We start from the raw sequence: 13101 nt of genomic DNA on the forward strand, positions 1-13101 counted from the left end.
TTTTCCTTTCCTATTTATTATTTAGATTTCTTTTTTTTAAAATATCCAAAGATTTTCTATACAAAATTATTAAGAAGGTTGATATAACTATAAGTATAGTATTTATTACCATAGCATAAGGCCTATTGGTTAAATCTGGATTAGAATATTCTATATATGCCTTAACTGAAAGTGATTTTGGAGTAGTTGGTCCTAACAAATAAGGCACCTCAAAAGCTCCAAAAGAAAAAGCAAAAATTATTATAAAAGAAGATAAAATAGAGGTCACAAGCATAGGAAATATGACATAAAAAAAAGTTTGCGTTTTGCTAGCCCCCAGTGTTCTTGAAAGATGCCACATTTTTTCATCTATATTAGTTAACACAGCATAGATAACCAGTATAATAAAAGGTATCTCCTTCCATACATAAGTTATGATTATACCTATACCTAATCTATCCATTATAAGCGCAGGAAAAACATTTCTAGAACTTATTAGCCCTAAATTGTATAATATTCTAGCCAATATTCCATTTTGGGATAACATATTGATGATAAGTAAAACTGCAACAGTATGAGGTATTATTATAGGCATCTTATATATAACATCTAAAATTTTACTCCTCTTCTTATGGATAAATATAATATAAGCTAAACTAATCCCAATAAATTCAGCTATTAAAGAAGATATAGTACAAGTAAACAAACTAAATTTTAAAGATTCTATAAATTCCTTAGAAATTAATACTTCTTTATAGTATTTAAGTGTAATTTCATTTAAGCCCACTGTAGGAAAATAGCCTAAGCTTTGACTTAGGCAATTTATTATTCCTACTCCTAATATAGAAACTATTATTATTATAACTGGCAATAATAATATATAAGGTTTCATTTTTTCTTTCACTTTATTTATCTCCTGGTATATTTTCTTGCCATATTTTTTCTATAATTGGTACTAATTCTGCTGGCAGCTCTGGTAGCCTATGTGGTAATAATTCACTTTGTGGAAGGGAACCAGAACCTACTTTGATTTTTTCTATTTCTTTCTTTTCCTCTTCACTTAATTTTTTATTATCAAATACAGGTAAATCTCCCCATACTTTAGGATCATATTTAGATTTTTGCATTTCAAAACTTAATATGCTATTAATAGTAACCATAGCACCCTCTTTATTAGGTGAGTTAAATGGTATTGCTACAAAATGTGTGTTTCCTATAGTTCCATTTTTAAATAATGACACTTGTGTTTTTTTAGGAAATGTCCCATTATCTATTTTCTCTGTTACTGAGTTTGGATTATAGCTCATAGTATTTATAACTTGTTTATCCGCATACATGTTATCTAGCATAGCTATATTAGCAGGATAAGTTTTACCCTTATTCCAAAGATAAGGCTTTATTTCTTTTAAGTAATCTATAGCTGGTTTTATTTCTTTTTCTACTAATTCTTTTTCTGGTTTTATTTTTATAAGTTTTTCAAAGCCTACTATATCGTATATTATATTTCTTACAAAAGCACTTCCAGTAAAATCTGGTGGTGCAGCATATGTAAATTTCCCTGGATTAGCTTTTACAAATTCTAATAGTTCTTTATGATCTTTTGGCACTTTTGTTACCTTTTCTTCATCATATACCATAACAAATTGTGCTTTTCCATAAGGAGCTTCAAAAGCCTCTACTGACTTTCCAAAATCGTATTTTACGTCATTTGAATCCTTATCTATGTATTTTTTATAATTAGGAAGGTTCTCTGAAAACGGTCCATAAAGAAGATTATTTTTCTTTGCTGTATAAAAATTTTCTCCATTTATCCAAACTACATCTATTGTTCCTTTATCATTTCCTGCTTGCTTTTCACCAAGCATTTTATTTAATATATCGTCAATATCCATTGGTACTCTTTTTAATGTTATATTATATTTTTCTTTTAATTCCTTTGCTAGATGGTCATCTATCCATTTGTTTGTAAGTTCACTACCACCCCATCCGTAAAATGTTACAGTAGTTCCTTTACTTTTTTCAACTATAGAATTCCAATCTTTATTCTTTAAATCTGCTTCATTTTTACTTTCTTTTTTATTACCACAAGCTACTAAAGAAAAAACCATTGTAAAAGTAATTATAATACTTATAAATTTTTTCATTTTTATCCTCCTTTTAAAAATAACTATATATACCAATACACATTATAGCATATTTACCCTTATTCTCCCATAAATTTACCTATTCAAAGTTTATAAACCCCTACTGCTCTTCTTTAATATTTCATATTATATTTTTAGCTTCTTGCATATTATGATTTATAACAAACCACCTAATATTGAAGATAATATATACAATATTCTATAAATTATATATAAGGCTACTTATAGCAATCTAACTTTAACGATATTTAACATACTAATGAAATATATAATATTCTAAAAATTACATTTGACAAAATTATCTGAATATTGTATAATTTAATCATAATAGATCATATAAAGAGAGGTATAAACACCATATAATTAATGAGCAGTTATAATATCTCTAAATTAGATATTATAACTTAATGGTGAATTTACTCCCCTCTATACAAGGTACCTTAATAACTAACTTTGTTATTGGGACTTTAGTAAAAATCTATTATATGCTATTTTTTTAGTAAGGATAGATTCTGAATCAAAATTATTTAAATTTGGTTACAGAATATTCTTTACTAAAATTAATTCTTAATTATAAATGAAAGGAGGATGAAAAAATTCAAATAATTCAATTAGATGAAAATTCATTTCTTTTAAAATCTACTTAAATAGCTGATTTAAATTATTATAATTTAAATCAGCTATTTACTTTTAATCTATTTACTTTTTATGAGTTTACTTATCCATTACAGACTACCATTTATAACTTCAAGCTTATAATACTACACTTATTATATTTCCATTTCTAGCTTATATTTACCTAGATCTTATCCCACACTTTTTTATATATTTTAATATCTTAAAGGTATCTTAGATTTCTTTATAATTATTTTGTAATATCCTTCACTTTCTAAAAAAGACCTCAATCCCATTTCTGCAATATCTAAATTGTTTTTAGGACCTATAGTTATTTTTTCTATAGGTAAATTTCCTTCTTTTGTATTTGGATTAAGACCTAATTCTATATAAGGAATAAAAACTCTATTTGAAATTCTATGTTTTACTATTTTCTTTTTTATATTTTTATTAATAACTCTAAACACTAACCTATGCTCCTGTTCCTCTTTAAAACTCTCATCTTTAAAAAAGGTAGCTATATAAGCTATATTATAAAGCACATATACTATTAAAGATTTAAAATCATCGTCTTCTTTAAATTCATAAAAATTTTTATATAAATTATATAAAAATTCTACTCTTTCCTTTATTATATTTTGCTGATGTTTCTTATTATATATAACCTCTCCAAAATACCATACAAAATCTTCTCCCTCATTTAAAAAGATAGAATTTTTATTTTTATCTATAAACCTGTAATTTTTTCCTGTAAATATATTTTGAAAATAATCACAATTAAATGCTAAATTATATCCATCATAATTAGAATAATTAGACCAAAGAGCTAAAGAATCTTTATTTTCTGTAAGAGACAATATGTAAGTATCCCCTAATTCCATATCTATGGTATGCAACAAAATTTCTATATTTTCTTTGAAAAATTCATCAAATTCTTCATTCTCATTTAGATATTTTTCACATATATCATAAATCAAATTGTTAGTGTAATTTATTTCTGTACTATCATTAAGATACTTACTATTAGATAGCCAAATATTTTCCTTACTTATTATATTTTCTAAAGTACTTATACTAGTATAATAATATAGTTTATTTATACTTTTACATTGATATAAATCCAAATTATATCTAAATATTTTTTCTTTATTTTCAAATCTATTTATATATGTATCTATAATAGGTTTGCTCATAATATCAATACCTCATTTAATGTAAATTTATAAAAGCTATGATTTCTACCATAGCTTTTACTTATTATTCTTATCCTTTAGAAAATATTTTATTTACTTTAATTAAAATATTTTTTATTTAATATGCTCTTTAATTTTTTGCCTTCTTCATTATCTTTATCTAATTTAAAAATATTATTTAAATATTCGTTAGCCTCTTTATATTTTAAATTATGTATAGATTTTTCTGCATTTTTTAAATTGTCTTCTATATATTTTTCTGTACATTCTTTAATTTTTTCCTGAGCTTTATTAAAGTTTATAGTATCATTCTCCATAACTTGTCTAAAACATTTTAAAGCCTTTAAGTATTGCTTTCTATTATAGTATATCATTCCATCATGATAGGATTTTCTAGAATTCTGCATAGACATTGCTAACTTTAACATGTTTTTATCAGTATCATTTTTATCATATTTTACTACTTCCTCATATACTGCTATGGCTTTAATATATTCTTTTTTATTTATATATACATCTCCTGATTTAATAAGATTGTTTATTACAACATTTTTACCATAATTATAACTAATGACCGATACAATCATCAAAACTAATCCTAAAATAAAAAATATTACAAAATATTTTTTCTTATTAAAATTCATTATTTACCTCCATATATATGGTCAAAATTTATTTACAAAATATACACATTTTAATTATACTACAGTTCTAAATAAATTTGTTGATGCTATCTAAAATTCGTCTTAGTATATATTCCCTTTAAATTTATAAAAAGCTTAGAAATAACTAAATAAAATTATTTCTAAGCTTTAATTATAAGTTATAAAGATTTATAACCTTAATATGAAGCAATTGTTAATTAAATTTAACTTTATTTATAAGAACACTTAATCTTATAGGATTTTTCTCTACCTAAATTACTCATTTCCCTGTAAATAAATATAGCTGTAACTACGGAAGAAATTCCATCTGATATAGGTGCACACATCCAAACTCCTGTAAGTCCAAAATGCTTTGGCAGTATTAAAAGTAATGGTATTAAAATTATCACTTGTCTTAATAAACTTAAAAATACAGATATTTTAGCTTTTCCTATAGCTTGGAAGTAATTTGAACTAACAATTTGAAATCCAATTACAGGTAACATACATAAAACTATCCTTAAACCACTAATTCCTATTTCCATAAGTTTAGCATCATTATTAAATATTTTTATAATATATTGTGGGAATATCTGTACAAGTAAAAACCCTACTGTAACCACTATAGTTGCAGAAAATATTGCTATTTTTAAAGTATCTTTAACTCTTTTATATTGCTCTGCTCCATAATTATAACCTATTATAGGTTGAGCACCTTGGTTTATACCGAATATAGGCATTAAAACCATTAAAGATACACTATTTACAACAGTCATTGCCCCTATTGCTAAATCTCCTCCTGTATTTTTTAATGCATTATTTGAAATAACTGTTATTATACTAGCTGCCAATTGTAATGCAAAAGGAGCCATACCTATAGATATTATTTCTAAAAATATAGTTTTTTCAACTTTAAAATTTTCTTTTTTGAGCTTCAAAGTACTTTTTTTACCAGTAAAATATCTAAGTACCCATATAGTATTAGCCGTCTGTGATATAACGGTAGCTATAGCTGCTCCCTTTATCCCCATATTAAATCCAAATATAAATATAGGATCTAAAATTAAGTTTAATACAGCTCCTAAAAGCATAGTTACCATCGCCATTTTAGGATTTCCTTCGGCCCTAATTGAATTATTTAAACCGAATCCCAAAGCATTGGTTATAGAGCCTATTAAAATAATAACCACATATTCTTTGGCATAATAAAATGTTTTAGTGCTAGCTCCAAATATATTTAAAAGAGGATCTATAAATATTAGTCCTATTATAGTTATAGAAATCATAATAATACAGAGTAAAGTAAAAGCATTCCCTAATATTTTTTCTGCATCATCTTTTCTTTGCTGTCCTAATCTTATAGATATAATAGAGGCTGAACCTATACCTATTAACATACTAAAGGCCATCAATACAGTCATTATAGGTAATGTTAAGCCTACTCCTGTAATTGCTAAAGATCCTACATCCTTTATATGTCCTATATACATTCTATCTATAATATTATATAAAGCATTAACTATCATTCCCATAATGGCTGGTGCAGAAAATTTTAACAATAATTTTTTTACACTTTCTTCTCCTAATTGTTTTTGTCTATCCATTTTATTCCTCCAATCTATTATTTAACTTTATGATTGTGACAATTTAAAGAAGCTTTTTCCAATAATTTCAAAAGTTCTTTTTTTTCCTTTTCCGTAAAATCTGAATACAACATTTTGTCCCAAGCATTTAGAATTTTTGTTATAATATGTTTTATTTCAAAACCCTTTTTAGTAACTATTATATGATTAATTCTTCTATCATTTTTATCAATTTCTTTATTTATATAGCCTTCTTTCTCCAATTTTTGTAATGCTCTAGCTGTAGTCCCTTTGTCTATATTTAAAGCACTACTTATTTCTTCTTGATTACATCCATCATTATTAGATAGATATAATAAAAAAATATATTGTCCACTACCTATACCATATTTACAAAGTTCCTTATTTATATAACAATTGCCTGCTCTATATAACATAGATATATACCTACCTACGCACTGCGTATTTTTACCCAATTTTGTACTCCTCCATTAAATTTATAATAGTTGCAAATACAACTTAATATATCACAAATTAGTTGTATTTGCAACTAATATTCAAATATTTTCCTTTATCTCTTTTAAAATTAACAAATAACCTTAAATTCATATTTTTATATCATAAAATATTGTTAAATATATAACGATAAAAGTTATATTTTAACTTTTAAAATAGTTGGTAATACCCTCTTTTTTTAATAATACATCATTATTTATGCAAATTATTTGATAAAATATACATATACCCTCGCTATCTTTTTCTTAAGAAAAGCCTTTATTTTTCAAGCTTTTCACTATATATTTATTGTTATTTTAATAATATTATATATTTATTTTTATAGGTTGAAAGTTTTGACAATAAATGATATAATTTTAACATAAATCTYATTTTTATTAATATATTAGGAGGGGTATAATGGAAACATTTATGAGTTTTATTAGTAAAATCTCCAACTGGATATGGGGTCCACCTATGTTAATATTATTAGTTGGTGGAGGAATTATTTTAACTTTTACATTAAAATTTTTTCAAATTAAATATTTTCCTTATATAATGAAAGAAACTTTTGGTAAAATGTTCAGCAAACCTGCTGAAGGGGAAGGTACAATTACACCCTTTCAAGCTGCTTGTTCAGCATTAGCATCCACTGTAGGAGCTGCAAACATTATAGGAGTTCCTGTTGCAATAGCTTTTGGAGGTCCTGGTGCTGTTTTCTGGATGTGGATAGTTGCAATTTTAGGACAAGCTACTAAATTTTCCGAAATAATTCTTGGTATAAAGTACAGAGAAAAGAACGAAGAGGGAAACTATGTAGGAGGACCTGTTTACTACTTAAAAAAAGGTTTAAAATCACCTTTCCTTGCTACAATGTGTTCTTTCTGCTTTATGATTGAAATCATACCATCTATTTCTACTCAATCATTATCAGTCTGCCAAACTGCGGAAACCATAGGATTACCTAAAATAGTTACTGCTATAATTGTAACCGTTTTAGTTGCTCTAGTTGTTTATGGCGGTATTCAAAGGATAGGACAAGTTACTGAAAAAATGGTTCCTATAATGGCTTTAATATTCATTATTTGCTCAATAATAATATTATTATTTAATATTACAAAATTACCAAATGCTTTTGCATTGATATTTAAAGGTGCTTTTACACCTCAAGCTGCTGTGGGTGGATTTGGTGGAGCTACACTTGCTCAAGCATTAAGATGGGGTACTGCTAGAGGTACTTACTCAAATGAAGCAGGTATGGGAAGTGCTCCTATAGCTCACTCTGCTGCAGTTACAGATCACCCTGTTCGCCAAGCTTTCTGGGGTATATTTGAAATAATGGTAGATACAATAATAATTTGTACTTTAACAGCTCTTGTTGTTATAACTACAGGAATGTGGAATACTGTTCCAGGTTCTCAAGCAGCTTCTATGCCTTCAATGGCTTTCCAAAATGTATTTGGTAAAGCTTTTGGTGGTGCTATAGTATCAATCAGCTTATTATTATTTGTTCTATCAACTATTATAGTTATAGTTTACTACTGCGAAAAACAAGCCGAAGCTTTATTTGGACTCGCATTCTCAAAAATTATAAGAGTTGTTTGTCTAGCGGCTATAATATACGGCGCCGTTGGTAAATTAGAATTCTTATTCGCATTACTTGATATTCTTTTAGCTCTAGTTGTTATACCAAACATGATTGGTTTAATAGCTATGAGAAATGAAATAAAAGAATTGAAAGAAGAATTTTTCTCAGACCCAAAATATTACCCAGGAGCAAAAACTTCAAAATCTGATTCTTAATAATATAACCCCTATGTATCTGCATAGGGGTTTCTTAAATCTAAACATAAAAAATTCTCTAAAGAGAATTTTTTATGTTTTTTTGCAATTCATTAATAATAATATATATATTCCTTATTAATAAACAAATAAACATATATATTTATATTAATTAATGTATAAAAACTATAAATATTTATACATTTGTTTTTTAAATATTTATTATTTAACAAAGATTTATTAAATTTTATGCTGATATCTTTGTTTTAATGTGGTTTTTATTAAATTTTATACATAATATTACATTAAATTACACATATCCTTAAAAAGGAGTAAAACATTAAATTATTAAGATAATAAAAGATAATGTWTATTCCTATATATAATTTATCATATCTTTTTATGTATTTTTTTCTATACAAAAAACAATATTTTTAATTTTTTAATGCTGTTTTTAATATCATTTTAAATAATAAATTAACCATCTTCTATTGAAAAACATTTTTTTTTATGTTATCGTTTAAATATACATAAAATTCATAATTATAACATAAAACTAACTACTTATATTTTAAGGAGGTTAATCATGCAAACGTTTTTAGACATTATCTCAAAGATCTCTGGTTGGATCTGGGGCCCGCCTATGATGATTTTACTTGTAGGTGGCGGAATCATACTAACTTTAACATTAGGTTTTGTTCAATTTAGATACTTACCTTTCATATTAAAACAGACCTTTGGTAGAATATTTGATAAACCTGAAGGTGAAGGTACAATAACACCTTTCCAAGCTGTTAGCTCCGCTCTAGCTTCATCAGTTGGTGCTGCTAACATCATAGGTGTTCCTGTTGCTATTGCCTTTGGTGGCCCAGGCGCTATATTCTGGATGTGGGTAACAGCAATTATAGGACAAGCTACTAAATTCTCTGAAATAGTGTTAGGAATAAAGTATAGAGAAAAAAATGAAAATGGAGAATTCGTTGGAGGACCTGTTTATTACTTAAAAAAAGGTTTAAAATCTCCTTTTCTAGCTACTATGTGCTCCTTCGCATTTATGTTAGAAATTATTCCTTCAATTGCAACACAATCCCTTTCTCTATGTGAATCTGCCGAAACTATAGGAATACCAAAATTAGCAACTGGTATTATAGTTACAATTCTTGTAGCTCTAGTTGTATATGGTGGTATTCAAAGAATAGGACAAGTTACTGAAAAATTAGTTCCTTTAATGGCTTTAGCATTTATATGCTGCTCTCTTGCAATAGTATTTATTAATATAAAACAATTACCATATGCTTTTGCATTAATATTTAAAGGAGCCTTTACTCCTATGGCAGCCGCCGGTGGTTTTGGTGGTTCTGTTATTGCACAAAGTATTAGCCGTGGTATCGCAAGAGGTGCTTACTCAAATGAAGCTGGTATGGGAAGCGCTCCTATAGCTCACTCAGCTGCAGTTACAGATCACCCTGTTCGTCAAGGTTTCTGGGGAGTATTTGAAGTTATAGTTGATACTATATTAATTTGTACTATGACAGCTCTTGTTATTTTAACTACTGGAATATGGCAAAAACTACCTGCATCCCAAGCAGCTTCTATGCCTGCATTAGCATTCCAATCAGTATTTGGCAAAAGTGTTGGTGGTGCAATAGTTTCTTTCAGTTTATTGTTATTTGTTTTATCAACTATAATAGTTATAGTTTTCTACTGTGAAAAACAAGCAGAAGCTTTATTTAACCCAACTTTCAGTAAAATAATAAGATTTATTTGTCTAGGTGCTATAATATATGGATCTTTTGGAAATCTAGAAAATTTATTTGCAATTCTTGATATTCTTTTAGCTCTAGTTATTATACCAAACATGATTGGTGTACTTGCTATGAGAAAAGAAGTTAAAGAATTAAAAATAGCATTCTTCTCTGATCCAAAATATTATCCACCAGCAGGAAAAAAAATGAATAATAAAAATAATGAAAAAGCTTGCTAAATAACAAATGAGGGGCTCTCAAAATAGATTTTATTTTGAGAGCCCCTCTTATTTATTTATGTTATTTTTTACTTAAATAATTTTCTCGCTAAATTTATTTTTCCTTTAAAAGGTGCATATCTTATTTTTATATCTACTAAATTACTCTTCTTAAGTATACTTTTTTTATGAGAAAAGGTTTCAAAACTAGTTCGCCCATGGTAGCTTCCCATTCCACTACTTCCTACACCACCAAAGGGTAATGTAGAAGTAGACAAATGCATTATAGTATCATTTATACATCCTCCACCAAAAGATATGTTTTTAATGATAAATTCCTGTTTTTCTTTATCTTCAGAAAAATAATATAGTGCCAGCGGTTTAGGATTATTTTTTATTATGTCTATAACTTCATCCATGCCTTCAAATTCTATAACTGGGAAAATAGGACCAAATATTTCTTCTTCCATTATTCTATTTTTAAAATTTATTCCTTCTATAATAGTTGGTTCTATATATAAATTACTTATGTCTGTTTTTCCTCCAGAAATTATCTTTCCTTCCTTTAAATACCCTTCTAATCTTTTAAAATGTCTTTCATTTATTATTCTAGGATACTCTTCACTTTCAAAAGCATTTTCACCAAAAAACTCAATTATATAATTTTCTATTGAGCTTATTAATTTTTCTTTTATGTTTCTATGCACAACTAAATAATCTGGTGCTACACAAGTTTGTCCAGCATTTAAAAATTTCCCCCAAGCTATCCTTCTAGCTGCCAAATCTATGTTAGCATCCTTATCAACAATGCAGGGACTTTTCCCTCCTAATTCTAAGGTCATAGGTGTTAAATGTTCTGCCGCTGCCCTCATAACTATTTTACCTACATTTATTCCACCTGTATAAAATATATAGTCGAATTTTTCTTTAAGCAAAGCTTCACTTTCCTTTACCCCACCAGTAACAACCCCTATATATTCATCAGAAAATGTTTCTTTTATTATTTTAACTATTATTTTTTCTGTTTCTACTGCTAGTTCAGAAGGCTTTAACAAAACACAATTACCAGCACTTATAGCTCCCACTAAAGGAGCCATAATAAGTTGAAATGGGTAATTCCAGGGAGCCATTATTAAAGCTACACCGTAAGGCTCATTATATATATAACTACTAGCTAGAAAATTAGTAATTGAGGTTTTTACTTTTTTAGATTTTGACCATTTTTTTATATTTTTAATTGCTCCATTTATTTCATCATACACAATACCTATTTCTGTTATAAATGTTTCAAATTCTGATTTATTTAAATCTATCTTTAAAGCTTTAAAGATATTGGTTTCATTCATCTTTATATTATGTTTTAATTTTTTTAAAGCCTCTATTCTAAAATTTATATCCTTTGTATATCCCTTCTCAAAAAAACTCTTCTGTTTTTTCAACATATCTCTTATACTTTCCATATCTATTTCCCCTCTTTACATTATATATACTATTATAATGCAAATGGAAATATTATTACATATAATTGGAACATTTCTCTATAAATAAATCTATTGCTTTAATTTCCTCTTCTCTTTTTCCTTCTGACATACCTCCTCTTCCTAATCTATCACATAAAGAAATTAGAGCTATTTCTTTAATAGAAACTTCTTTTACCATAGTTTCTATATCTTTAAAAGGCAAATTCTTATTAACAAAAAGAGGTTGCATATGCCATCTTACTAGTTTAGAAACTCCCCTTATAAACTCCTCATCTTTTGTGAAACATTTTAAAAATTTTATACTTAATCCTTCCCCTTCCTTATCATGGTTATAGGAAGTTATTCTCCCCTTTCTTATCCTTGTAGTAGTTCCTTTGCCTATATCATGTAGAAGACACGCCCACATAAATATCCTTTTATCTTCACTTTTTTCCCTTTCCTTAGCTCCATTATCTAAAACCATCATAATATGATTCCAAACACTTCCCTCTGGATGATACTTAGGTGACTGATCTATTTTTTTTAAGGTTGTAAGCATATCAAAAGGATATCCTTCTAATTTTCCTTCTTCATATAATTTATTTATATAATCAGAAGGTTTTTCATCCCTTAAAATATGCTCATCTATATCTTTAAATACCTTCTGTATATCTTTATTAATTTCATCTCTAGTATTCATAAAGTCCTCCTATACCTGCACTTATTCTTTAAGTTTTCATTAAGATTTAAACTTATATCCTGTTAATTAATTTATAACTTTTATTTTAAATTACATTAACTATTTTCCCCTTATATTTTATAATACATTCATTTAATTTATTTAAAGTACCATTATAAATCCCCCTATTTTTTTCCCTAAATCATAGACTAAACTAATTATAAATAAAAATACTATAGTTAACAGGTAGGCACTTAAAACAAATTTTTCATCTAAAGCCTTCCTCAATTTATATTTTATAAATTGAAACATATTAATCACTCCCTTAAACCCTATATATTTTACTATCTGTAAAAACATATATTTTATCCAACAAATCGCTATTCTAATACTCTTAAAATACTTTATAAAAAAAGAATTGAAGAGGTATATTAATCATAAGCAAATCAGTTAAAAATATTTATTTTCTGGATAAGAATTTTATTATTGTTATGTTTATATAAAGATAGTATTAAATAAAAAAATTTTTTATATTAAAAATTTTTCTTTAACCCAATATATATA

11 protein-coding genes are annotated in these 13101 nt (G+C 26.6%); 2 read left to right on the top strand and 9 right to left on the bottom strand.

The window, feature by feature from the left end; translation table 11 throughout:
- Positions 1–10: 10 nt before the first annotated feature.
- The 6 genes from ACYUEW_RS16475 to ACYUEW_RS16500 form a co-directional block, all read right to left on the bottom strand.
- Positions 11–883 carry an ABC transporter permease gene (locus ACYUEW_RS16475; protein ID WP_460277365.1) on the bottom strand — a complete coding sequence of 291 codons (873 nt, stop codon included), beginning with the start codon at positions 881–883 and terminating at the stop codon, positions 11–13.
- 1 nt (position 884) lies between these two features.
- Complete coding sequence (locus ACYUEW_RS16480) at positions 885–2123, bottom strand: ABC transporter substrate-binding protein (protein WP_460277367.1); 1239 nt, start codon at positions 2121–2123, stop codon at positions 885–887.
- An 830-nt stretch (positions 2124–2953) separates the two neighbouring features.
- The gene (locus ACYUEW_RS16485) at positions 2954–3931 is read right to left on the bottom strand and encodes a DUF2971 domain-containing protein (protein ID WP_003487273.1); all 978 of its coding nucleotides are present in this window, start codon (positions 3929–3931) and stop codon (positions 2954–2956) included.
- Between the two features lie 98 nt (positions 3932–4029).
- Positions 4030–4575, bottom strand: coding sequence for a tetratricopeptide repeat protein (locus ACYUEW_RS16490; RefSeq protein WP_460277369.1), 546 nt, complete (start codon positions 4573–4575; stop codon positions 4030–4032).
- Between the two features lie 230 nt (positions 4576–4805).
- Positions 4806–6179: an MATE family efflux transporter gene (locus ACYUEW_RS16495; RefSeq protein ID WP_003487276.1), complete on the bottom strand. Its 1374-nt coding sequence runs from the start codon at positions 6177–6179 to the stop codon at positions 4806–4808.
- A 17-nt stretch (positions 6180–6196) separates the two neighbouring features.
- A complete protein-coding gene (locus ACYUEW_RS16500) occupies positions 6197–6634 on the bottom strand; it encodes a MarR family winged helix-turn-helix transcriptional regulator (RefSeq protein ID WP_265204355.1) in 438 nt (145 codons plus the stop codon).
- Between the two features lie 439 nt (positions 6635–7073).
- Here ACYUEW_RS16500 and ACYUEW_RS16505 point away from each other — a divergent pair, with 439 nt between their 5' ends.
- Both ACYUEW_RS16505 and ACYUEW_RS16510 read left to right on the top strand, forming a co-directional pair.
- Positions 7074–8456 (top strand): alanine/glycine:cation symporter family protein, encoded by a 1383-nt coding sequence (locus tag ACYUEW_RS16505; RefSeq protein WP_003487278.1) that lies wholly within the window; start codon positions 7074–7076, stop codon positions 8454–8456.
- Between the two features lie 565 nt (positions 8457–9021).
- A complete protein-coding gene (locus ACYUEW_RS16510; protein WP_003489543.1) occupies positions 9022–10419 on the top strand; it encodes an alanine/glycine:cation symporter family protein in 1398 nt (465 codons plus the stop codon).
- A 68-nt stretch (positions 10420–10487) separates the two neighbouring features.
- Here the strand turns inward: ACYUEW_RS16510 and ACYUEW_RS16515 are convergent, their stop codons facing one another.
- From ACYUEW_RS16515 to ACYUEW_RS16525, 3 genes are all read right to left on the bottom strand, one after another.
- On the bottom strand, positions 10488–11858 hold the full coding sequence (locus tag ACYUEW_RS16515) for an aldehyde dehydrogenase (protein WP_043031730.1): 1371 nt from the start codon (positions 11856–11858) through the stop codon (positions 10488–10490).
- A gap of 55 nt (positions 11859–11913) precedes the next feature.
- Positions 11914–12558, bottom strand: a complete 645-nt coding sequence (locus ACYUEW_RS16520) for an HD domain-containing protein (RefSeq protein ID WP_003489538.1) — start codon at positions 12556–12558, stop codon at positions 11914–11916.
- A gap of 141 nt (positions 12559–12699) precedes the next feature.
- On the bottom strand, positions 12700–12849 hold the full coding sequence (locus ACYUEW_RS16525) for a hypothetical protein (protein WP_030034236.1): 150 nt from the start codon (positions 12847–12849) through the stop codon (positions 12700–12702).
- Positions 12850–13101 lie beyond the last annotated feature (252 nt).

It is taken from the genome of Clostridium sp. CTA-1 (assembly GCF_054768215.1).

Bases quoted from the DNA above. Each gene is read 5' to 3' on its own strand.
- ACYUEW_RS16495 (WP_003487276.1), bottom strand. From the start codon at position 6,179: ATGGATAGACAAAAACAATTAGGAGAAGAAAGTGTAAAAAAATTATTG.
- ACYUEW_RS16525 (WP_030034236.1), bottom strand. From the start codon at position 12,849: ATGTTTCAATTTATAAAATATAAATTGAGGAAGGCTTTAGATGAAAAA.
- ACYUEW_RS16485 (WP_003487273.1), bottom strand. From the start codon at position 3,931: ATGAGCAAACCTATTATAGATACATATATAAATAGATTTGAAAATAAA.
- ACYUEW_RS16505 (WP_003487278.1), top strand. From the start codon at position 7,074: ATGGAAACATTTATGAGTTTTATTAGTAAAATCTCCAACTGGATATGG.
- ACYUEW_RS16480 (WP_460277367.1), bottom strand. From the start codon at position 2,123: ATGAAAAAATTTATAAGTATTATAATTACTTTTACAATGGTTTTTTCT.
- ACYUEW_RS16520 (WP_003489538.1), bottom strand. From the start codon at position 12,558: ATGAATACTAGAGATGAAATTAATAAAGATATACAGAAGGTATTTAAA.
- ACYUEW_RS16510 (WP_003489543.1), top strand. From the start codon at position 9,022: ATGCAAACGTTTTTAGACATTATCTCAAAGATCTCTGGTTGGATCTGG.
- ACYUEW_RS16490 (WP_460277369.1), bottom strand. From the start codon at position 4,575: ATGAATTTTAATAAGAAAAAATATTTTGTAATATTTTTTATTTTAGGA.
- ACYUEW_RS16515 (WP_043031730.1), bottom strand. From the start codon at position 11,858: ATGGAAAGTATAAGAGATATGTTGAAAAAACAGAAGAGTTTTTTTGAG.